General features: G+C 42.8%; 10 protein-coding genes. 1 reads left to right on the forward strand and 9 read right to left on the reverse strand.

The annotated features are described in order from the left end of the window. Nucleotides 1-38 precede the first annotated feature (38 nt). Nucleotides 39-13,022: a glycosyl hydrolase family 95 catalytic domain-containing protein gene (locus tag MKX41_RS07795; protein ID WP_340969398.1), complete on the forward strand. Its 12,984-nt coding sequence runs from the start codon at nucleotides 39-41 to the stop codon at nucleotides 13,020-13,022. 74 nt (nucleotides 13,023-13,096) lie between these two features. On the opposite strand, the gene MKX41_RS07800 is transcribed toward MKX41_RS07795, so the two are convergent. The 9 genes from MKX41_RS07800 to MKX41_RS07840 form a co-directional block, all read right to left on the reverse strand. Next, complete coding sequence (locus MKX41_RS07800; RefSeq protein WP_340969399.1) at nucleotides 13,097-14,350, reverse strand: HAMP domain-containing sensor histidine kinase; 1,254 nt, start codon at nucleotides 14,348-14,350, stop codon at nucleotides 13,097-13,099. Between the two features lie 249 nt (nucleotides 14,351-14,599). Continuing rightward, nucleotides 14,600-15,739: a Ger(x)C family spore germination protein gene (locus MKX41_RS07805; protein ID WP_340969401.1), complete on the reverse strand. Its 1,140-nt coding sequence runs from the start codon at nucleotides 15,737-15,739 to the stop codon at nucleotides 14,600-14,602. After that, a complete protein-coding gene (locus MKX41_RS07810) occupies nucleotides 15,736-17,187 on the reverse strand; it encodes a spore germination protein (protein WP_340969403.1) in 1,452 nt (483 codons plus the stop codon). Before MKX41_RS07810 ends, MKX41_RS07805 begins: the two co-directional genes overlap by 4 nt. Further along, nucleotides 17,184-18,278, reverse strand: a complete 1,095-nt coding sequence (locus tag MKX41_RS07815) for a GerAB/ArcD/ProY family transporter (protein ID WP_340969405.1) — start codon at nucleotides 18,276-18,278, stop codon at nucleotides 17,184-17,186. Before MKX41_RS07815 ends, MKX41_RS07810 begins: the two co-directional genes overlap by 4 nt. 124 nt (nucleotides 18,279-18,402) lie before the next feature. Then, nucleotides 18,403-20,154, reverse strand: coding sequence for an ABC transporter substrate-binding protein (locus MKX41_RS07820; protein ID WP_340969406.1), 1,752 nt, complete (start codon nucleotides 20,152-20,154; stop codon nucleotides 18,403-18,405). Between the two features lie 76 nt (nucleotides 20,155-20,230). Then, on the reverse strand, nucleotides 20,231-21,133 hold the full coding sequence (locus MKX41_RS07825; RefSeq protein WP_149644533.1) for a carbohydrate ABC transporter permease: 903 nt from the start codon (nucleotides 21,131-21,133) through the stop codon (nucleotides 20,231-20,233). Nucleotides 21,134-21,142: 9 nt separating this feature from the next. Further along, nucleotides 21,143-22,099 carry an ABC transporter permease gene (locus MKX41_RS07830; protein ID WP_340969408.1) on the reverse strand — a complete coding sequence of 319 codons (957 nt, stop codon included), beginning with the start codon at nucleotides 22,097-22,099 and terminating at the stop codon, nucleotides 21,143-21,145. Nucleotides 22,100-22,230: 131 nt separating this feature from the next. Continuing rightward, complete coding sequence (locus tag MKX41_RS07835; protein WP_340969410.1) at nucleotides 22,231-23,784, reverse strand: response regulator transcription factor; 1,554 nt, start codon at nucleotides 23,782-23,784, stop codon at nucleotides 22,231-22,233. Beyond that, entirely contained in the window at nucleotides 23,777-25,564 is a 1,788-nt protein-coding gene (locus MKX41_RS07840; RefSeq protein WP_340969411.1) for a cache domain-containing sensor histidine kinase, read from the reverse strand. Before MKX41_RS07840 ends, MKX41_RS07835 begins: the two co-directional genes overlap by 8 nt. Nucleotides 25,565-25,851 lie beyond the last annotated feature (287 nt).

Here is a 25,851-nt window from a genome sequence, read left to right on the forward strand (position 1 = left end):
GAGCACAATGATTATCAACTAGTTATAAGGAGGAGTGAATGATCTTGATTAAAATCAAACCTTTAGCTAAACGTTTGACTGTGAGCGCTTTATCATTGAGCTTAATTATTCAGAATCCTATATCAGTTCCCATAGCTAAAGCAGAACCTGTAAGCGCAATCAATAGAATGTCTGATGCTCCGGAGAATAAATTGTCCCTATGGTACCGACAACCGGCGATAAATTGGGAAACTGATGCGCTTCCAATTGGCAATGGCCTTATGGGAGGGATGATCTTCGGTGGCATCGAGCAAGAACGCATTCAGTTAAATGAAAAAACGTTGTGGTCTGGTGGTCCAGGTTCTTCTTTTGTATATACTTGGCCTTCCACGGATGAACCAACAACTTCTAACCCGTATACATTCGGTAATCGCGAGGGTGGTGAAGATCATTTAGAGAGTGTCCGAGCTAAACTCCGCGAGGGGGATATCGATGGTGCTCACAAAGAAGCGGATGAGAATCTTACAGGTTTGAATGAAGGTTTAGGAAGTTATCTAACCTTTGGTGACTTGTACCTGGACTTTGAGAAGTCTTCAACAACCAATGTAGAGAATTATCGCCGGGAGCTTGATCTTGAAGACGCGATATCTCGAGTTAAATACACGCTGGATGGAGTAGAGTATACACGAGAATACTTTGTCAGTTATCCAGATAAAGTAATGGTTACTCGCCTGACAGCCAATCAGCCGGGTAAGCTGTCCTTGGATGTACGCCCGACAAGTGCTCAGGGAGGGACCGTCACGGCGAATGGCAACAACATTAATATTAGGGGTAATGTACTAGACAACAATATGCTATATGAAGGTAACTTCCGCGTCCTAAATCAAGGTGGAAATATAACATCAGGTAACGGAAAGATCCATGCAGCGAATGTAGATTCATTAACCATCCTTACGTCATTAGGCACCAACTATGCCAACAGCTATCCAACTTATAGAGGAACTGATCCGCATAATGAGGAAGTGGCGATATTAGATGCCGCAGAGAGTAAATCTTACGAAACACTACTTGAGAATCACAAGAAAGATTATAAGTCTTTGTTTGATCGTGTGAAACTAGATTTGGGGGAGTCTAAACCTACGATTCCGACAGACGAGCTCTTAGCCACCTATGCGGGAACGAAAAGTAAAGCGCTCGAGGTTTTATTTTATCAATATGGGCGATATTTGTTAATTTCATCTTCTCGTCCGGGTTCACTACCGGCCAACTTACAGGGCGTATGGAATGATTCAAATAGAGCGCCTTGGAGCAGCGACCATCATTTTAATATCAATATTCAAATGAACTATTGGCCAGCGATGGTAACGAATCTCTCGGAGACAATGACACCACTGATCGATTACATAGATTCGCTACGTACTCCTGGGCGTATTTCTTCCGAAAAATATTATGGCATTACTAATGCGTGGTCGATTGGAGTGGCAAACAATCCGTTCGGATATACTGCGCCTGGATGGGATTTTGATTGGGGCTGGTCGCCGGCATCCAATGCTTTTATAGCAAATAATATTTGGGAGAGTTATAAATTTTCTGGAGATATTGATCTACTGAAGTCACGAGTTTATCCAATTTTGAAGGAAACGGCACAATTTTGGACTAAGTTTTTAGTAGAAGACTCAGATGGAACATTGGTATCCACACCTTGTTTTTCTCCAGAACAAGGTACGATCAGCACAGGATGTGCTTACGATCAGCAGCTTGTACAAGACTTATTTACTAATTATTTGGAGGCTAGTACAACCTTAGCTGTTGATTCTGATTTTCGTGCGGAAGTCCAAAGTAAATTAAAACAAGTATCTCCAATTAAGATTGGAAAGTATGGTCAAATTCAAGAATGGAAAGAAGACATCGACGATCCTAATAACAAGCATCGTCACTTGTCTCAATTAGTTGCCTTGTATCCTGGCAAGCAAATTAACAAAAATACACCCGAGCTCATGGAAGCAGCTAAAGTGTCGTTACAGCATCGTGGAGACGAAGGTACAGGGTGGAGCAAAGCTAACAAAATTAACATGTGGGCTCGTGCGCAAGATGGTACACATGCACATACCATTCTGGAAGGTCAGCTTACCGGAAGTACATTAAATAACTTGTTCGATACGCATCCACCTTTCCAAATCGATGGCAACTTTGGTGCTACGTCCGGTATGTCTGAAATGCTGCTGCAAAGCCATTTGGATAATATTGATGTTTTGCCGGCGCTTCCTGCATCATGGCCAGAAGGAAGCTATTCAGGCTTAGTTGCCCGCGGGGGATTTGAGGTTAGTGTGAAATGGTACCATTCAAGAGCTACAAATATCAGCGTCAAATCAAACAAAGGTAATCGTGCAGTGATTGCCTATCCAAACATAGCAGGTGCAAGTATCATAAATCAGGTTGGGGAGAAGGTAAATTATACTGTAGACAATAACAATCAAATTTCCTTCGACACACAAGTTGGAGACGTTTACTCGATTGTTTCAATTCCTCTTCAAGACGGACAAATGTATAAGATGACAATGAAGAACAGCGGTCATTTACTGGACATTGAAGGGGCATCGGAGCAAGAGCAAGCAGCAGTTATTCAAATGCCAGAATCGTTATCTAGCAGTCAGCAGTGGTATTTAGAAAGTGTAAGTGATGGCTACTACAAAATTACTAATAACACGAGTAAAAAAGCGATTGCCGTATTAGATTCATCAAAGGATGATGGTGCGAAGCTTGTACAGCAAACCTATACATCAGACAAATCATATAATGATGAATGGCTACTCGTAGATAAAGGGAACGGTTATTATCTGTTGGTTAATCGCAATAGCGATAAAGCACTTTCGGCATCAGGCAACACAGAGAATGGGGCACAGCTGATCCAAACTTCAATAACAGATTCAGATGAACAATTATTGAAAATAGATCCTGTAAGAGATTTATATGATCAGCAGAAGTTCAATCTAACGGTTCAACACAGCAATCTTCGTATGGACGTAAATGAAGATTCAAAAGCAGACGGGGCCGCAATCATACAATGGACTGCAGGTTCAGGCTGGAATCAGCAATGGATGTTTATGAAGACAGATCCAGGCTATTACAAAATAATTTCAATGAGCAGTTCAAAAGCATTGGCTGTAGAGAATGCTTCAACAGCAGATGGTGCGGGAATTATTCAAGCCACTTTCATCGGTGATACGAACTACAAAGATGAATGGTCTGTCGTAGATGTAGGTGATGGTTACTTTCAATTGAAAAACCGGGCTAGTGGCAAAGTCATTGAAATGCCTGATAACCGTTTATCAAACGGTGAACAATTCGTGCAAAATAAAGCCGGAACAGGAAATAATCAGAAGTTTGTATTTTCGTTATATAGAACCGTGAACGACAATGCAACTGGATCAGGAAGTGATCAGTTTGTATACAGTTCAGGTTGGGACTATACTACTTCCGAAGGTGGGGCATTCAGTCGTGACAACCACTACTCTAACAAGGCGGGTTCATACGCACTTTTGCGTTTTACTGGCTCAAAGGTGCGATTGTATGGAGCTAAGAACGATAATCAGGGGATGGTTGCGTTTTCCATCGACGATGGTCCTGAACAACTGGTTGATACTTACGCCTCTTCGCGTTTAGATCAACAACTGCTTTTTGAAAGCTCGGAGATGTTGAATCAGGAGCATGTGCTCAAAATCCGGGTGACAGATCAGAAGAATGCCAATGCAAATAACACATTTATTTCAGTCGACCGTGCGGATATTCAGTCTCGTGTAGTTAAGGGCGTGAATAAATCCGAAGATTATTATAAACAAACTAAAGAAACAATTAATGGGGTTAACTATAGTGTGATAACTCTGAATTATAAAGGGGAAGACGCAGGGGATGCGGTTAGAGCAGCAATTGAGGCTGTTAAGAAGGCGCAAAAGCCTGTTATTCTAGACTTTCCGACGGATACTTATCACTTTAAAGCATCAACCGCGAATAAAGTGCAATATTTCATTTCAAATACATCAACTATCCAACAGACGCCAAGCAGCACTCGAAAGGTAGGTCTTCTATTCAAAGATATCGATGATCTTACCATTCGTGGGAATAGCTCAACCTTGTTGTTCCATGGTGTGATGACGCCTATTGCATTTGACCATGCGACAAATATCAAGGTGAATGGAATTAACATTGATTTTAACCGTCCAGTAGTTTCGGAGATGACCGTTACTGAAGTAGGCGATAACTACATGAAAGCAAGCATACATCAGGACTCATGGTACTCTATTCAGAATAATCAATTAGTATGGTTCGGAGAAGAGAACTGGACAGAGAATGGAACTCAAAATGTACGAGTTGTGCAAGAGTATAATCCCGTCACTAAACAAACTTGGAGAGTGGCTAATCCTCTCGACAGCTCAACAAGCGCGAAGGATCTCGGTAAACGTGAGGTGCAATTCAATTTCTCTAAAAGCCCGAATGTGACGGTAGGAAACACTTTTCAGCTACGGGATACAGCTAGAAGAGAACAAGGCGCATTGATTTATCGAAGCAAAGATATTGCGTGGTCTGATGTCAATTTCTACGCTGTTCCGGGGCTGGGAATTGTCAGTCAATATAGTGAAAATGTAGCGATCGATAAGATGAGCTTTGCACCTAAGGCAGGAAGTGGACGAACAAACGCTTCGATGGCTGACTTCCTGCAAGTTTCGGGAAGCAAAGGCGATATTCAGGTGTCGAACTCCTATTTTGCTGGAGCGCAAGATGATGCCATTAATATTCATGGTACACATCTGCAGATTGTACAGATTCCGGCATCCAATCAGGTGAAGGTCCAATTTATGCATCCTGAGAGCTGGGGCTTTGATGCATTTGCCGTAGGGGATACGATGGAGTACATCAATAAATCTACTTTGCTTTCTAAGGAAAGTGCTGTGGTCACCAACGTAACACGTATTAATGATACTCAAATTCTCCTTACGCTAGATAAGACGGTACCTTCATTGATAACTGAGAATGACTATGTGGTGGAAAATGCTACATGGACACCGAAGGTTAGCATTACGAATTCTACGTTTGAAACGATTCCGACTAGAGGCATTCTCGTGACAACGCGTGGTCCTGTCCGAATCGAGAATAACACCTTTAATGGTATGCAGATGAGTGCGATTCTGATCGCTGATGATGCGAGTAGCTGGTACGAATCTGGCATGGTGAAGGATGTCTTGATCCGCAACAATACGTTTAATAATAACGGGAATGCGGTGATTAGCGTTGAGCCGAGCACCTCTCTGACGAATCCCGATAAGACTGTACATAGTCATATCGTGATTGACGGTAACCAGTTTAATAAACCGGACGGCAACTCTGAGATTTATGCAAAGAGTGTAGACGGCTTTACGTTTACGAACAATACCGCGAATCAGGGTGGTTTTGACCTTGCTTTGGATGCATCCAAGGATGTTACCATAGCGGGAAACAGCTTCAAAGAAAGCGATGTTGATAAAAAAATCAACTTCAATCGCATGATTCCTGGCAAGGACTCCGTGGATGGGGCTCAAGGGTTTGTTGTTACGCGAACGAATGATTATACACCTGACGATTCAGAAGCTATTGAGATTCCGCAAAGTGAAATGACAGCGAAAGCTACCAGTCATCACAGCGGAGAAGAAGCGGGTAATGCCATAGACGGAGATCCCTCAACCATCTGGCATACAGAATGGGAACCTATTGCGGAGTTGCCACAATCGATAACTTTAGATCTTGGGAAACCAAGAATGGTATCTAAACTAAAGTATTTGCCAAGACAAAATGGGGCACAAAACGGAAATATTACATCTTATGAGCTATCAACAAGCTTGGATGGAATATCATTTACACGGTTTACAAGCGGAAGCTGGAGTGATGACAGCAATGAGAAAATTGCAACATTCGCTCCGATTACAAGCAGATACCTGAAGCTTACCGCTACTGCAGGTCATGGAGGCTATGCATCTGTGGCAGAGCTCCATGTTAGCAAAGATGCTAGTGACGTAGGGTATCAGGAATTAGTTAAGCTTATAGCGAATGTACAAAGCAAGCATGATGGCGCCGTTGAAGGAAGTAGCATAGGTCAATATCCGGCTGGTTCGAAACAAACGCTACAGGCGGCCATTAAAACAGCACAACAAGTCATTAATAGCACTTCAATCACATCACAGCAGTTACAAAAGGTTTACGATACCTTGAATACTGCGCTACAAACCTTTGAATCGCTCAAAATTAATGATTCGAATGCTAAATCTATCACCATCACAAGCACAACTAACCGGATTAACGTTAAAGGCGGAAGTCTTTCTTTAGGGGCAGTCGTACTCCCGGTTGATCAGCCAGTGACTTGGAGTGTCTTTGAAGTGGATGGCACTGCAACAAATAAAGCGGTAATCAATCCAGCTGGTGTGTTGACGGCTGCGAAGGATGGAAATGTAAAAGTCGTTGCAACGGCGACGAATGATTCTTCTCTCTTCGGTGAAAAAATTATTATCATCACTGGTCAAAATGATGAGAACCCGTCAACTGATCCAACGAACCGAGAGGAATTAAATTTCAACACGGGTTGGTTATTCAAACGTGAAGATGTAAGCGGAGCCCAAGTGGCAAGTTTTGACGATAGCACCTGGGAGGGAGTCAATCTGCCTCATAGCGTGCGTCTGGAGCCAAAGATTAGCGGCGGCTCTAATCAAAGTTACCAAGGCTTTGCAACGTATCGAAGACATTTCACACTCGACAATTCTTACAGCGGCAAGAAGCTATTTATAGAATTCGAAGGTGCGATGATCAACGCTGAAGTGTGGATAAACGGCACTTATCTAGGTGTCCATCACGGAGGCTACACCCCGTTTACATTCGACATCACGAAATATGTTCAATTAGAGGGGGCAACGAACGTCATTACAGTCAAGCTTGATAACAGAGATGACCCACAAACGCCACCTGGCAAGCCGCAAAGCGGTTTGGACTTTCAATATTTCGGCGGACTTTATCGAGATGTTAAACTGCATGTCATGGACAATTTACACGTTTCCGATGCTATATACGCAAATAAGGTGGCGGACGGTGGCATCTTTGTTACTTACCCAGAGGTGAGCAAAGAGGAAGCGACGGTGCAGGTGAAGACAAATATCATCAATGAATACACGAGCGCTAAGAACACCAGTGTAAAAACCACGATTGTAGACAGCAATAATCAAGTGGTTGCCACAATGGTGAGTGATCCACAGAAAATAGGAGCGGGAAGCGATCATACATTTGTCCAATCGACGACGATATCCAAACCACAGCTTTGGCATCCTGACCATCCTAATCTGTATACGGTGTATACCGCTGTGAATGATGGAGCTGCTTATGTTGATAGCTATAAGACCCGTATCGGGATTCGTCACATTCAATTTACACCTGATCAAGGTTTTCTTATCAATGGTGAAAAATTAATGTTAAATGGCGCAAATCGCCACCAAGAGTATTTGTATGTCGGTAATGCAATGCCTAACTCTGGACAGTACAGAGACGCTATGCAGCTTCGAGAAGGCGGTTTCAATAATGTGCGTACGGGTCATTATCCACAGGATCCTGCGTTCCTGGATGCGGCAGACGAGCTTGGATTGACTGTCATCGCCCCAACGCCAGGCTGGCAGTTCTTCGGAGATTCTGTCTTCCAAGAGCGTTCTTATCAAGCCATACGGGATATGGTACGCCGTGATCGAAACCATCCGAGTATTATTATGTGGGAATCCAGCTTGAATGAAACGTTCTACTCGCTGGAGTATGCACAAAACGCTCATAATGCTACCCATGAAGAATATCCAGGAGATCAGACATACACATCTGCAGAATACGGATTCTTCGGAAAAGAAGTTTATGATGTGAACTACAAAGAATTAGATACAGCATTCAAACCACTCTTTACGAGGGAATGGGGAGATGATTGGTCGGAAAGCGCAACAAGTCCTACGGGATATCGATCAGTCCGCAAAGTGGGCGAAACCGACATGCTCAACTCCATCATCATGCGTCAAAAGGCGCTAAATGGTGAAGGCTACTTCGACTGGGCGGGCCTCAATGCCAATCCACGTATAGCCGGACATTCAGTTTGGAGCTTTAGCGACAACAACCGGGGTATGGATTCTGACCCGGCATATTCAGGCCTAGTGGATCTGGATCGTTATCCGAAATTTAATTATTATTTCTTCCAAAGTCAGCGTAATCCTGATGTGAAGCTAAGTGGTATCGACTCTGGACCGATGGTTTATATCGCTAATTATTGGACACCATCTTCATCTAGGAATGTTACAGTAACTAGCAATACGCAGCAAATTAAACTTTATTTGAATAATAAACTGATTGATACCCGTAGTCCTGACAGCGGATTAAAGTATGTCGCCCATCCGACATTTACTTTCAACAATGTTCCTTGGTCAGCAGGAACGTTGCGGGCTGATGGATTGATTGACGGTGAGGTCGTCGCTTCTCATACCGTGAATACGCCGGGACAGGCGGATCATTTGGCGGTTGAGTACGATAAGAAGGGGAAGGAACTTGTTGCAGACGGCTCCGATCTGGTAATGGCTTATATTACGGTGCGGGACGCTAACAACAATATAGTTCCGACAAATGATGTTTCAGTTTCTTTAAACTTGAGTGGCCCAGGAGGGCTCATCGGAAATGGTGAGACACGAACCTTTGCCAATCCGGTTGCCGTGGAAGGTGGCGTTGCCGCTGCGCTTGTGAAATCTTCTCTTGTGGATGGCACTTTGAAATTAACGGCCTCAGCGAGCGGATTGCTGTCGGGAAGTGCTGAAATTACCAGTGTTCCAAATCAAAGTATGTTTGTTCCCGGTGGAAGTGATGGAGGAGACAACTGGTTTGAAGGTGAGAATGTTGCCTTAAACAAAACCGTTAGAACAAGCAGCGAGCAAAGCGAAAATCCAGGAACGAACGGAAATGATGGAGATGACACTACTGGATGGACAGCTACAAACAGCAATTCAGATCAATGGTGGGAAGTAGATTTAGGAGAAGCCTATAACATTACGGGATCTGAAATCGTTTGGGCGAATAGTAGCTCCTATAATCAGTACAAAATTGATGTATCCGAAGATCAGGGGAACTGGACGACCATTTTGGATAAAACCAAAAATACGATAGCAACAGCACAGCAGAGGGATAAGCTTGTTGCTAATGCTCGGTATGTACGCGTAACGTTAACGGGTGTGCAAACCGGTCAGGCTAGTTTCAACGAGTTAAAAGTGTTTGGCGTAGCTCCGTTTCAAAATCAGGCGACTCAGCGCCCAGAGTTGGTAAATGTCGCATTGAATAAATCCGTCAGCGCAAGCAGTTCGGTAACTGGAAATGAGCCTATCCATGCAAACGACGGAATCAATGCCACATGGTGGGAGGCTAGTAGCAATGCCCCTGGATGGTGGCAAGTGGACCTAGGTGCCTCCTACAATTTAACAGGCAGCAAAATCCTTTGGGGAAGGGATAACATCTATTACACCTATAGAATAGAGGTTTCCTCCAACGGTAAAGAATGGTTACAAATGGCGGGCCGCTCGGCCTCAGGTCAAGATATGAGACCGGACAACTATACGGCAACTGGGGTTAGATATGTACGGGTATCCGTAGAATCACTAGCAGGGGGCAGTGGAAAAGAGAAACCAGCGATCAAGGAAATTCAAGTCTTTAGTGATCCTCAGAACGTTGCGCTTAATAAGCCCGCTACCGCAGACAGCTATCAAAGCAACAACCCAGAAGCGGCTGGTAACGATGGGAATGAAACGACTCGTTGGAGCGCGGCCGACGGAGATGTCGGACATTGGTACAAGGTAGATTTAGGGGGGATTTACGATTTATCGGGTACTCGAGTGAAGTGGGAAATGGATAATAAAAAGTATGGATATCAAATTGAGGTTTCAGAAGACGATGTAAACTGGGCATCCGTAGTAGAAAAGTCAAGCTCACAGCAAGTGCAGTTCGACTATTTCAATACGCACGCAAGGTATGTACGAATTCATGTGACGGATATGTCCGATGGTTGGGCAAGTTTTTGGGAATTTGACGTGTACGGCGCAGTTCCGATGGATACGTCGTTGATCCCGCAATCGCAAATGACAGCTACGGCAACGAGTGAAGAGACAAGTGGTGATAATAATGATGCTTCGCAAGCCATCGATGGGAATCCGGCGACAATCTGGCATACGAAGTGGGATTTGTCTAATCCGCTTCCACAGTCGATCACCCTTAATCTTGGGAATACACACGTCATTTCGAAATTAAAGTATTTGCCAAGGCAAAATGGGGCACAAAACGGAAATATTACTTCTTATGAGTTATTAACAAGCTTGGATGGAGTCAACTTCACACCGGTTACTAGCGGACGCTGGGATGATGACAGCACTGAGAAAAACGCAGAATTCACTCCGGTCGCTAGTAGATACCTAAGACTTACTGCTATCGAAGGTCATGGTGGATTGGCTTCCGCGGCAGAGCTTAACATCGTGAAGAATGAAATGGATATAGACTATCAAGACCTTGAAGTACTTATCATGAGTGCACAAAGCATGCACGACATTGCTATTGAAGGGACTGAAGATGGCCAGTATCCAGAAGGTTCAAAACAAACATTGCAAAAAGCCATTGATCAAGCGAAGAAAGTACGTGACAGCTTATCTGTTACGCAACAGCAATTGCAGCAAGCGGCGAATGATTTAACTGCTGCGTTGCAAGCGATGGAGGAGAGTATCAACAATCATGAGATGGTGCAATCGATCACGATTACAAGTGAATCATCAGTGATTACGACTAAGAACGGAACGCTCCAATTAGGCGCTACCGTACTTCCTACCCATGCTAATAAGTCGGTAACATGGGCTGTGTATGAAGAAGATGGCACAACAGCAACGGACAAAGCGAACATTGATCTCTCCGGTTTGCTGACGGCTGTGAAAGATGGAACCGTGAAGGTGGTCGCCACAGCAACGGATGGCTCTGGTGTTCATGATAAAATGGATATTACCATAAGTGGTCAAACGGACATTATCGATCCAGGCACTGATCCAGTGAATGTTGAAAAGATAAACATCACAAGCTCAGGAAATGTGTCCACGATTACTTCTAAGAACGGAACCCTGCAATTAGGCGCTACCGTACTGCCTGCAAATGCTACGAATAAGTCAGTAACATGGGCTGTATACGGAGTAGATGGTATAACAGAAACGGATATCGCAACCATTGATGTATCCGGTTTGCTCACAGCTGTGAAAGACGGGACTGTGAAGGTGGTAGCTACAGCAGTTGATGGTTCTGGTGTCCAAGGAGACATGGTTATAACCATAAGTGGTCAAACGGACATTATCGATCCGGGTACTGAAACAGTGTATGTTGGAACGATTGACATCACTAGTGTGGGTAATGTGTCTACGATTACTGCTAAGAACGGAAGCCTGCAATTAGGCGCTATCGTGCTGCCTGATAATGCTACGAATAAGTCGGTAACATGGGCTGTATTCGAAGCTGATAGCCGAACAGCTACAGATAAAGCGACCATTGATGTTCATGGTTTGCTGACAGCTGCTAAGGATGGCATCGTAAAAGTGGTTGTAACTGCAAATGACGGCTCCGGAGTAATTGGAGAAAAATCCATAACCATTACAGGACAAAGCAATCAATCTGGTAATGAAAACGGAAATGGCAACGGTAACGATAATAGTAATACTAACAACAGCAGTGGAAACACAACTACGCCACAAGTCAAAGAAGATCCGAATCGCTATGAACTGAAAGAAACGGAACTACGGATCTCAACGCAAGACGGGCACACGTCGGTGACGGCGGTCATTGATAGCAAGCGATTGGCACAGAAATTAGCTGATCTCATGGCAGCTAAGGATCGTTCGGTTCTTCATTTTGAAATTCCAGGAGAGCATGACTTGAACGCTGTAGAGTTCCCTCTTCCAATTTTGTACAACAGTATGAAAGGAAGTAGCGAAACTATTTTCACCTTACGAAGTCATTTGGGTTCTTATGACCTTCCGCTTTCCATTCTGAATCGTGAGGATGTGGAGAAGGCTGCTAAAGATGAGGGTGCTACCTTAGTCATTCGAATCGATAATTTGACTTCACAGCAGGATCAAAAGTTCGAACACTCTAAATTAGAAAAAGGCTTGAAGCGGATAAGTGACATCATCGCATTCAAAGTCATTCTTAAATCGAATGATAAAGAAGAGGAGATCCAACATCTGGGGAATTCTTTTGTGACGCGCGTTATGTATATGAATGGTGTCATTCAAGATCCTTCGACTGCAACCGCAGTTATGATCGATCCGCTTACAGGACAATTGCGATTCGTGCCATCGGTGTTCACTATGAAGAACGGCAAGACTGAAGTCTCAATATTCGGTCAACTAAATGGCATATACGCAATCGTTCAGAACAAGAAAACATTCGATGACATGATGGGACATTGGGCGCAAAAGGATGTTGAGACGTTGGCATCTAAACTGATCATTAACGGAATGACGGAGCGGACCTTTGCTCCAGCAAGCCAGGTCACACGAGCTCAATTTGCAGCACTATTAGTTAGAGGGCTGGGATTATCAACGGATTCGTTAACAAATGTGTTTACAGATGTTAGTGCCACAGCGTGGTATGCGCCGGACGTGAATACAGCAGCGAAACTCGGTTTGGTTCAAGGCGTTGGCGAAGGGAAGTTTAGTCCGGATACACAGATTACACGAGAGCAAATGGTCGTGATGATCATGAAAGCTATTCATCTCGTGCAAAGTGATAACGGAACTGAAGCGCAACAACGTACTCCATTTGCTGATCAGAACCAGACCTCTGATTATGCTACCCAAGCGGTAACAGAAGCGGTAGAGAAAGGATTAATCAAAGGGAAAACAGAAACAACATTTGCTCCGCAAGACGCAGCAACACGTGCTGAGGCAGCGTTGATGATTAAACAGCTTTTGCAATATTTGAAGTTTATGAATTAAGTAATATTAAATAGGCTCGGTTCAAACGATAAGTTTGAGCCGAGTTTTTTTGTTGCGTTGGAGCATCTAAGTACTCAGTCAGTTAATGGAATCGAGAGAATAAATTCAGTTCCTTCTCCTGATTTACTTCGTACATTTACATCACCGTTCATCGAACGGATCAGTTGATAAGAAAGCGTAAGTCCCAATCCGGTACCTTTGCTTTTAGTTGAAAAATAAATGCTTCCCAGTCGATCCATCTGCTCGCTGCTCATACCAACCCCATTATCAATTATTATTATTTTTGCGAATTGGGATTGACGCTCGATACGGATGCTCACAATACCTGTTGAATGAACAGTGCAAGCTTCTATCGCGTTTTTGATGAAATTTATGAATAGTTGTTTGATTTCAGTAGGATTTGCAGATACATATAGTTTATCCTCCAAGGGGTGCATCTCCAAAGTAACGTTATTCATATTGGCGTACGGCGTTATGATATCTACAATTGAGCAGATTTGCTGCACAAGTTCAATTTTCTCTACTATTGAATGATTGGGTTTGGCTATCGATAAATATTCAGAAAGAATAACTTCTGTCCGCTTAATCTCTTCAAGGCAAATTTCAATATATTTCTGACTCTTTTCTCTTGTGATCGAATCATCCTTCAATAATTTTAAAAATCCCATAACCGCTGTAAGTGGATTACGGACTTCATGGGCTAGAGAGGCCGCGACATGAGCAATCGTTTCCGATTTTTCACTTTGAAGATACCTGAGATATAATTCCTTATCAGAAACTGCTTTATTAAAAAGGGAAATCAATATCCAAATTCCAAGGAAATTTTGTACTGGCATAACGAGGATATTGAACTTTAAATGCTGTATCGTGTATTGGTATTCCGTTGCAAACATAGTACCTATTGGAATAATGGAAAAGCATATCCCTGCAATGAGTGTAATAAGCTTTCGGTACTCGGAACGGCGACGGTATAGATTGGATAACAATGCGGATAAGGAGAAAGTGATGGAGAGAATAATTATCGCTGAAAATAGTCCCTGTCCACCTATAAGGAGGCGGTATACTAGAAACTCAACGATAAGAAAAACTCCAGTAGTTATGCCTCCATACACCATTCCGAAAAACATGATCACGTAACGAATGTCGAATATGATTCCATCTTGTATACTAGCAGGAAAGGTCATCGACATAAAAAGACATATCATGCAGGTGATCGTGATAAATTGTTTTGAATAGTTAACGGCTTTGTCACGATAGTAAATGGTATAAAGGACAAAAGGGGTTAGGGCAAACAATAATTGCAGTAAAATATCCTTTACATCCAGCATATTAGCCCTCCCGATAGTTTGGAAATAATTTGATATACTGTTTATTCGTTGTGACTATGAATTCCTCCTTCTGAGGGAGCGGTGTAAAGGCACTAAAAATAACTATTGAGAAGAAAGTTACATATACAGGAAGAATTATACTGTGCGTGCGAAACCTGTCGTTTAATCATTTCAAATAAAAAGGCTGATGAACAACTTTTATTAATTAAAAGTTGTTCATCAGCCTTTAGTTGATCATTTCATCTGAGTTTACTCAATCTTAGATATCCCACCACTGATCAGATTCACCTTGATATCAATCTTTTCGATGCTGCTTGAATCGAGCGGTAAGATTCCTTTATCATTCAGTTTGTTCCACTCTTTTGGAAGATTACGATAGAATATTCCTGAGAGTCCATATACATCGGCATTTATTTCTAAACCTTTCAAGTAAGTTTCCCTAATCTGATCATCAATTACTTTTATTGCTTTCAGTTCAATATCTTTTCGATTAAGGTTTGCGCTCAATTCCGGAAGAGTGCCCTGCATAGACACTTTAATATCGAAGATAGGTTTGCCATGCTTCATCTTGGGTTGAATAGAGAATTTAACTTTGTTCATGACGATCACAGCAAGTACTTCTTTGTCATCTTTGATTATCAGAGGCGTTCGTTGCGTCTTTTTTTCCAGCCATCGAACCCCTAATATCTCTTTAGACTTCAGGCAACCACGAAATTGCTCATTTTGCAGAAAGCAGATCCCCGACATGCTAATGTTAGGGGAAGGTTCCTTATTACTGGTCCAGTCTGGCGCAACTTCAAGAAAAGGTAATCGAACCGTTTCGGCTTTCTCTCTCCATTTCCATATAAACTTGTACAGATACAATGGAGCGATAACCGAGCTCTGTTCATAGGTTCGCATGGGACTGTTAAGCTGCGAGTAGATCACTGACAGATCGGCGATCGACGGGGTAGTCAGCACTTCTTCCATGGGTTCCTTGGTTGCCATGGTCCAAACGGTATATCGAAATTCATAATATCGATCCCAAACGTCCAATACTTGATTGATGACGCTACCCTTCTTTAGCGCTGCTTCACTAAATACGATTGTTTTCACATTACTCCAGATAATTCTTTGTGGACTAGTGGCATATAAATTAAATATTGCCGCATCAAACGAATCTCCTTCTGCTTTCCCTATGAAAGTTTTTTGTTCTTGGCTCTGCCCGGCCTCTTTTTTCGCAATGCCACTAAAGTTAACCATTTGAATATAAACAACGACTTTGTTATCTACATAATCGACGCCTAATGTATTCACATAGATCATATGCTCAATTTCTTTTGATCCCCAACAACCTGTAAGCAGCATGGAGAGCAGAGCAGTAACAAGCATGCACCGGATCAATTTCATGATCGATCTCGTCCTTTATTTCCCGTATTGTCCGTGAACTTTCCCTTTCCCCACGGCATTCTGAAAATAACTTTATAAAAATCCTTCCAGTGAGGCGGGGATAGAGGGGAAAGATAGTAGGTGCCGAAAGAACGTAAATTGACCATAAAGAGGACCAGTGCAAGCAGACATGTCATCGTACCAAACAACCCCAGAAACCCGCTAATGATGAGAATAGCAATCCGAAGCAAACTAACAACGCTAACTAAAGACTGGTTGACCAATGTAAAGGTAGCCAATACTGAAATGGCTATTACCACAATCGTACCTGGACCTGCAATGCCGGCGCTTATGGCTGCCTGACCGATAATTAAACCTCCAACTACCGATAAGGTCTGGCCATAAGCAGTAGGTAATCTCATCCCTGCTTCCCGAAAAATCTCAAATAAAATGAGCATCACAATCGCCTCCAAGGGAGCCGGAAGAGGCACGCCTTGTCTCGAATTTACTAATGTTGCAAGCAGCGTAAAGGGGATTTGATCTTGATGAAACGTAGTAAGCGCGATCCAAAAGCCCGGCAAAAACAGGGAAAGCATAACCCCTAGGACTCTTAATAACCTAGTAAAAGCAACAAAGATATTTACCATATGTGCATCTTCCGAAGTATTCAACAAGAAGCTAAAGCTCACTGGCGCTATAATCACAGTAGGCGAACCATTCGTCAAGAGCACAAATTTGCCATGAAGCAGTGAATTCGCAGCATAGTCAGGTCTGCCCGTATATGCGAATAATGGAAAAAACGAAAATCCAGTCAGACTTTCTTCAAGCTGGGTGCTACTCACCAATCCCTGGATTTGAATGCCGGTTAGTTTTGACTTGATCTCATCTAGTACATGAGGTTTAATCGTCTCCTTGAGATATAAAAGATGAACTTCAGTCGCGGTTTGTATTCCAATACTGAATTGTTCAACAGCCAATAATTCTGTCTTAAGTCTTTTTCGAATAAGGGCAATATTGGTAAATGATTCTTCCGTAAAACCATCCTTAGGCCCTCTTGTGGACACTTCTGTATTGGGTTCTTCAGGTTGTCGTTTAGGTGGATCAGCCAATTTCACAACATAGTATTGATTCGATGGCGTAAAAAGAAGGAAAAGATCACCATTAAGCACAGTATCAATCATTGAAGCATTAATCTCTTTTGATGGAAGGGGGGTCATGTGAAACGGAACCTTTTGCATAAGATCGAGTTCATTCGATGTGAGAATAGATTCCGGGATCTTTTTTAATTCCGGGATGATATATTCTTCCACTTTGATTTCATCGCACAACCCCTGGCAATACACCAGTTGAACGGCATTGTCCGAGTCAGACAAAGAGATAGTTATTCTCTTAATGTCTGAACTTGAACCAAATACTCGTGTGAACACATCCTCGAACGTATTGGATTCCTTTTGCTCAGGCTCTTTCATGATGTTGCTTTCCCCTTTCGTTGAGCCAAGCTAATCAGCCCTGCAATAATTACAGAAAAAGCGAGTACCCCCCATAAAGAAAAGGGAAGTACATAGTGAGCTAACATACTCAGAAAAAATTGGTCACTAAATGGAATGGCTGTGAACACTACAATAGCAAAAGATATGCTTCCAAGAACCAACATTTTCACTTTTTTGCTTTGAATTTGGAGTATATCGAGAATTAGAAACATAGTTAGAGAAATTCTCAGAAAAGCACCACTGAACCATTGATAAACGCTAAAAAAATCTAGATGCTCAATGTATTGTCCAATCGTCAGCAATCTCCATTCTTCATACGCGGGAAATCTGAGTTTATCAGCCTCATCCGGACCAAATTCAACAATTGCACCAATTATCGGACCCATGGTTAAACCTAAGATAAGCAGGATCATGATCATAAACGATAGATATGACAATCGCGATTTGATGTGATGTTGCATAAAGAAAAGCATGATGACCTCAACAAAACCTGCTCCTACGTACACGCTCCCTTTCCAAACGGGCTGCATACCGTGCTCAAGCATCGGTCTTAATAAGGAATAATCTTTATGAGTTGTATTAGAGAACATTATAAAAAAACCCAATATAATAACAAAAGGCAGCAAAATAGCAGCGGTATTCGCGAGGGAGTGAATACCTAAATAAGCATTTATCACAGAAATCAAAAGTAATACGAACGTAAGGACCAGTATAGGTGTCTCTGGTGAGAAGGTCAGATGCACCCAGTATACAGTGTCTCTAGTTGTAATCATGCATAAGACAAACAAATATACACTAGCGACTACCGCAAGAATACGGCTCACGATAGGAGGGTAAGCTTTAGCCAGCCAAGCGAAAAGATGCTGTTTTTTGATTTTGGTAGTACTAATGTGCAGGATAAAGATCCAAACTAGCGCACATGCCCCAGCAAGCAGCACTGAGATCCAGGCGTCACGTTTTGCCGCGTCCAATAGGATGGGGATGATAATGACATGATTTAGAAGGCCTGTACTCAGCATAATAATCATGATGGATTGAATAAACGTAATATTTGTTTTGATTTTCCTCATCCTCCTAAATAAACCGGACCCACCGTCTACCTTATAATGCCATTCTTGGAGGTGATTTATTCTGAGAATTGAGCAGTGCAAAACGTAAAGAGCCGAGCGGATATCCGCTCGGCTCAAAGTGTTATTATTTAGCGCTCCATAAGGCAACACGATCCTGCACATATTTGGTGTAGCCTTTTTCCATTTTTTCTACTCCGGCTTTCTCCAAAGCTGCCATGTAGTCAGCCCAGATTTTATCGAAATCTGCTGGCTTGGCAAGAATGGCTTCCGGAATACGTTTCCATGTAATATCTCTCATTTTGTTACCTAAAATAGTGACCTCATCTTCACCTGGAATCGCGATATTCCATGCTGCACCATAGGCCTTTTCAGTGAATTCTTCTTCTTTCGGGAATAGATCCTTCCAAGTTGTTGCCTTGTAGGCAGCTAAAGTTTCTTTCTCAACATCGCTATATCCAAGGACAAGTTGTTCCGGGAAGTTTTTAGTGTAATAATTTCCACTCGCATCCTTAGCGCCGTCTCCGTAATGAACCATCATATTCCAGTAGAAGCCGATTCCTGTCTCCTTGGTGAAGGCTGTGTTGTCATTGTTGATGCGATCTTGTACATCTGTCGGAACGATCCGTTTGCCGTTCTCTACCACATAATGCTTACCTTCAATTCCCCAGTTATTCAAGATTTGTCCTTCGTCAGAAGCGAGAAAATCCAGGAACTTAATTGTACGAATCGGATCCGGATTTGTGCTGGAGATCGAGATGCCATAACCACCCATGAAGCCGGTAGGCCAGAAGCTAGTTTCCTTGTATTCTTTCGTTAATGTTACCGGATAATGACCATAAGTTTGATCGAACTTTCCTGCCGTTTTCAACGCTTGTTGAGCATCATTATAATCCCAATCTTGATCAATCAAGCCAAGCACACGTCCTGTGGCTACTTTAGCTTTGTACTGGTCATACTTTTGTACGAAGCTCTCTTTGTCTAGCAATCCGATATCATTCATATGATTCAGCCAGCGGAAATACTCTTTCTCCTCCGGACGGCGAAAGTGGTAGATCGCCTCATGTGTCTGTTGATCTACGTAATATTCCCCGTCATCCGAACCGCCTGTCGTTGCAACAGCAGGGTTAGTGACGGAAATGTACATATGCCAATCATCCGCGTTAAGGGAGACTCCGATGTTCTTGTTGCTGTTCTCATCAGTTGGATGTTTCTCAAGATAGGCTTTAATTACATTCTCATAATCGGTGACTGTTCTGATTTCAGGGTATCCGGCTTCCTTCAAGACGCGATGTTGAAGCTCAAATCCACCGCCAGCCACGAATTTCTTCTCATCAACCGCTGCCCAGGTAGGAATGGCATAAATCGATTGGTCTTCATTCGTGTATTTTGCCCGGGCAAGGTTGTCACCAAGCACACGTTTAATATTTGGTGCATACTTGTCGATTAACTCCGTTAAATCGATGACTGCTCCAGCATCTACAAGTTTACCGATATCAGCTTTGGCAGAGATGATATCCGGATAATCACCACCAGCAGCGATTAAGGCGATTTTTTGTTGTGGATCACCTACCGCAAATTCCGCATCGAGTGTGACGCCTGTTTTCTCTGTAATCACTTTACTGATGTCGTCTTTCATATTGTTCCAGTTCGGATTTGGATCTTCAGCGAAGAAGGAGAGTGTAAGCGGGCTTAAATCTTCGGCTTGTGCAGTTGCTTCCGCGGTAGCCTCAGTAGTGGCACTAACTTCATTCGATTGTTTAGTTCCTACGTTGTTATCAGCCGTTTTGTTGCTTGATCCGCTACAACCTGCCAGCACACTAATTAGTAAAGTCAAGACCATCAACATCACATGCGATTTTACTGTATTTCTTGTCATGAATAGAAACCCTCCCTTTTTCTGGTCAAAAAATGTATTGTGTATACAGGCTGAGCCTGCTTATACCATTAGCATACTAACTCTTTACTGAACCCAAAGTCATACCTTTAACAAAGTAGCGCTGCAAAAACGGATAGACGATTAGAATAGGCACTGTGACTACGATCGTGATAGCCATTTTGACTGATTCCGGAGAAATTTGTGCCATAACCTCTGTCATATTGCGACCTCGGAAATTGTCTGCATTAGTTGTCGTACTCTGTATGACCTTCATTAGCTCGAACTGGAGGGTAGTCAACGCATCCTTGGAACCATTGTAAAGATAAGTATCAAGCCATGAATTCCATTGGCCAACGGCGAGGAAGAGAGCGATGGTTGCCAGCGCAGGTTTGGTCAGCGGAAGAATAACCCGCCAATAAATCGTGAAGTCATTAGCCCCGTCCAACTTAGCGGATTCCTGCAGCGCATAGGGCAAGCCATCGATAAAGGAACGGATGACAAATACATTAAATGCGCTGACTAGACCGGGGAGGACATACACGCCAAAGGTTCCTATCATATGAAGATCTTTAATCAGGATGTAGCCAGGGATGAGACCACCTGAGACATACATCGTAAGCGCAAGAAATGTAGAGACGAACTTTCGGGCTTGGAAGTCTACCCGACTCAGAGTGAAAGCTAACATGGAGGCACTAACCAACCCAAGAATCGTGCCAATCACCGTACGTAATATAGAGATTTTGAGTCCGGTCATCAGCCCGGAATAGGCGAAGATCGTCTCATAGTTCTTAATAGTGAAGACGCGTGGATATATCGTAATTCCACCCTTAATGCTGTCTGTGGAGTCGTTAAAGGAAATTGCCAACACATTCAGAAAAGGATATAGCGTAACTATGGTCACTACAGTGATCGCAATATAGACTACCAGATCGAAGATGCGGTCCGACCATGACACGGCGGCCAGTTTTTTACTTAGCATAAGGGCCTCCTATATGATGCTTTCTTTTGTTATTTTTTTGAATATCCCGTTGGCGACAAACAGCAGAATCACACTTACCACAGAATTGAAGATATTAATGGCTGTACCGAAGGAGAAGCGGCCCATGCCGAGCCCGTAGTTCAATGCGTAGAGATCCAGCGTCTGTGAGTAGTCGCGCACCAGGTTATTGCCTAGCAGGAACTGCTTCTCGAACCCAATGCTAATTAAATGCCCGATGGAAATAATGAGCAGAATAATGATGGTTGTCTGAATACCTGGAAGTGTAATGTTTCGTACTTGCTGCAGGCGACTTGCACCGTCTACTCTTGCTGCTTCATAAAGCTCTGGACCTATACCTGAGATAGCTGCAAGGTAAATGATTGTGTTCCACCCGGTTTCCTTCCAAACATCAGAAGCTGTGACGATCCCCCAGAATAAATGACCTTTAGCCATGAATTGTATAGGTTCACTAATTAGATGAAGACTTAGCAGCAGGTCGTTTACCGCACCGTTATCGGTAGAGAGCATCTTGGTAATAATTCCGGCAGCAACCACCCAAGATACGAAGTGGGGGAGATAGGAGACTGTCTGTACAAACCGTTTCAGAAACTGAAGCCGTAGCTCGTTCAGAAGGATAGCAAAAATGATGGGAATAATGAATCCAGCCAACAAGCCCATGATGCTCATAGCGAGTGTGTTGCGAAGTGCATTAAAGAATTGATCATCTTGAAAAAGCTCTCTGAAGTACTGTAAGCCGACCCATTTTTGATCGAAAAAGGATTTCCCGGGTTTGTATTTCTGAAAAGCCATCGTCCAGCCCCATAAAGGCAAATAATTAAATACAAATGCCCAGAGCACAAATGGGAAGGCCATCATATAGAGGTATTTCTGCTGTATAAAAGTTGGCCAAAAGCGTGAAGCAGGCTTCTTCAGCTCCGGTTGAGCTTTTGAGGTAATCGCTTTCATTTATGTCCCTCCTTCGATATGCCATAATCATAATCTACAGAAAGTGAAAGAAACACCCGAATATTTTATATAAAAAACAGGGGTATATCTGTTATTTTCGTAAGCGTTTTCTGAAACATGTTGAGTCTTTTTCAATTCTTTCTGCGGTAGTCGGAGGGAGAGACACCTTCATGCTTCTTGAATTTTTCACGAAAATAATCTACATCACTGATGCCCACTTCGTTTGCGACCTGATGGATTTTGTAGCCTTGAGTAAGCAGTTCCTTGGCCTTCTCCATGCGGACATTATCTAGATAGCTGTTAAAGGAATACCCCGTGCTGTTCTTAAAAAGCTTCCCTAGATAAGCGCTACTATAACTAAATACATCCGCTAGCGTGTCGAGCTTAAGATTCTTATTATAATGTCGATGGATGAGGTCCAGCATCCGCTTTAGGAAGACCTCCATATCGTCGCGGGTAATGCCTTTTGCATAATACTCAAGAAGAGTGGAGGCATAGCGCTGCAATTGAGGCAGAGAGGTATGTTTATAGATTTGTTCAATTTGCTCATCCATGTTGCTGTGCAGAGGACTCAGCTCCTTATATTGAAACGAGAGTTTGTTGAGTAGATAAGAGACGATACGCACATAACGCGATTTCACGGCCATCTCGGAATAATCGGCGGTAATCATAAGTTCTCCAGCTTCTTGAATCAGGGTGAAGAGTAACGCGCAACTGCCGATATCCATACAAAAAAACATCCGTTCTAAAACGGACTCCAGCCTGTTCTCTATTTCCTCTGGACTAACTGTCAGCCCATTCTTTATTTTCATGGAATCCGGTCCAATCATCCCCGTCTCGTCATAGAAGAAATGCTCTTTCATCCTTGCCAGCGCCGATAGGTGGGAGACGGAGATATCCTCCAGAGAGTTCACCATATCACCTGCGGTGATGATACATTCAAGTTCATGGTCAAATACTACTTGCTGTATATTCTGGACCATTAACTTATGTACAAGTTCTTTCTGAAATGAGGGCTGAAGCAGAACCCCCAAATAAGAATCTAGCAAGAATACTATGCCCCAGTCATTTTCTTCAAAGCTTTTTGCAAGTCTCGCCTTTACGACTGTTGAAGGTCCATGATCCGCATTGTCCTGAAGTATCAGCCTAATCAGAACCACTTGATAGGAATCCCATAGTAATTCTGCTTCAAGAACGGTTGCCTCCATTATTGACGGAGTCTGCGCACTTCGATCCATTAACAAGGATTGAACTAGCATCTCCCGGTTCCATACTTTGACTGCGGCCTGTTTCTTACGATCAGTATTACGTACATCCAGCTCAATGGACAGATTCTCCAAGTATAGCTGTAGTTCATCTTCGTCTACAGGCTTGAGCAAATAGGTATCAATGCCAAAGGATAACGCTCGCTTAGCATAGTTAAAATCCGCATAGCCACTGAGGATGATGATGTGCATTTCCGGATCAAGTGCTCTCAGTTCTTCAACAAGTTCTAGACCATCTCTACCGGGCATACGGATATCTACGATCATTAAATCAGGGGAGTAAAGTTCATATTTATGTTTAGCCTCAATGGCATTTGCGGCGGAATCGATGACTTGATATCCAAGACTCTCCCAGTCTAGCAGAGCAACTAGTCCTTCACGGATCGCCAGCTCATCATCCACTATCAACACGCTATACATAAGAATCACTCCTTAATGGAATCGCAAAGCTGATTTGCGTTCCGAATCCGATTTGACTTGCTAAGGTCAGCCCAAATTGTGGACCGTAGGTCAGCTGCAGCCGCAAATGAATATTGCGCATCCCAATATTATTAGTTTCATAGTCATCATTGTTATTCAACATCTTCCTAATTTCTTGTATCCGTGTTTTTGAAATACCCACTCCATTGTCAGATACCTGAACCTTTAGATAACTGTCTTCTAAGCGGATTTCCACCCGAACCATGCCGCCTTCAATTCGATTCTCCAATCCGTGGATGACACAATTCTCTACCAGTGGCTGAATAATTAAAGGGGGAATTTGAAAAGGATTCGCCTTTGGGTCCACAAGTAGCTCATAAGTGAGTCTGTCATCATAGCGGAATTTTTGGATGACTAGGTAACTGTTTACGGTTTCTAGCTCACTTTGCAGACTGATCCTCCCATTGCCGACCTCAAGGTTTTTACGCATCATTTTTCCCAGCAGTCGAACGACTTGAGAAATATCCGCTTGTCCTCTGACAAGAGCTTTCATGCGGATTGATTCTAGGGCATTGAAGAGGAAGTGAGGATTGATCTGGCTGGCCATCATCTTGAATTTAATTTCATTTTGCTTAAGCTGAGTCGCATTTTTCTGTCGATTAGATTCTTGTACCTCACTCATTAGTTCATTAATGTTCCGAACCATATGATTGAATTGTCTGGCAAGCTGACCGATTTCATCTTTACCGTCAATAACAAGCGTGGCTCCTAAATTTCCCGCAGCGACCTTAGAAATATGTTTGCTCAAATGTAGCATCCTTCCGGTGAGTAGCCGTGAGACATAGTAAATCAAGAGAATAGCCATAATCATTGCCGAAAGAATTACAATTGAAGCTAGAAAGATAATTCGGTTGGGCTCATCGACGATGCTTGCTACAGAAAAAATGGAAATGATACGCAGGCTATTCAAGCTCCCTCCAGGTTGCCAGTGATCGATCACCATTTTGAAGGGTTTGCCATCAATGGTTACATCGTGGGGACCTTGCCCTGTAGCGGATAAGGTTGCTAGGTCAATATTCGACAGTGATTTATCTTGTGTATCCACACGATTGGAGGCGACAATATTGTCGTTCTCATCCATAATAAGAGTTTCAAAGGATTCTTGGTTGAGGATCGCATTGAGCTTTTTTGTATTCACATTCACGACTAGCACACCGGTGGTTCTCGCCTTAAAAAAATTGACCTTTCGGATTAGACTTAAATAATATTGTCCATTACGGTTGTCTCGAATATAATTCCAGCATACCAGTCCCCTTTGGGCTAGTGCGGTTTGGTACCATTGTTCCTCCGTAACACTCTCATTCGTCTGTAGAAACTCCCAGTTGTTGAGAACCGTTGGGTTATCGATATATAAGCGGATACTGGAAACTTCGTTGTATAGTCGAACAAAATCACGGAAATCAGGATAGTTCCAGTAAGCTTCAACAACATCATAGACAGACTCATAACGATGATTGGCAACTTCTTCAAGGCGGCTATCATTCGATAGGCGATAAGCAATATCAAGCGGGATGTTGAGCATTTCGCCAGTCCGTTTTTTCACTCGATCCACGTTGGCTGTAATCTGCTCAAGCGCATTAGCCATTGCCATATTCCGTAGTTCATTTGTAAGGAACAGCCCTACAATTAAGACCGGGATTAGAACGACACAGCCAAATGATAGAAATAACTTCGTTCTGAGTCTTAGATTATTCATAAGAGTGATGATACGAGCATACACGACTAAGGGCCACCTCCTGCAACGGAATGTTAACGCTTACATAAAAGTATATCGTTAAACGAACTTCCATTATATGTGATCATATAGGGATTTATTGTCTTCTGTTATGGAGTTTTGGAAAGAGGATATATTATATAAAAATCTACAAAAAAATAGAAAACCACTGATCTAGTCAACTAGATCAGTGGTTTTTTTTATCCAATTGAATGGTCTCGATTTTCTTTACCGAAGAATAATTCTTAAACCAGAATGCGGACCCTTATGAGGATTTGGTTTGAATGACAGAC

It is taken from the genome of Paenibacillus sp. FSL R5-0475 (genome assembly GCF_038004585.1).
Taxonomy (GTDB): domain Bacteria; phylum Bacillota; class Bacilli; order Paenibacillales; family Paenibacillaceae; genus Paenibacillus_AQ.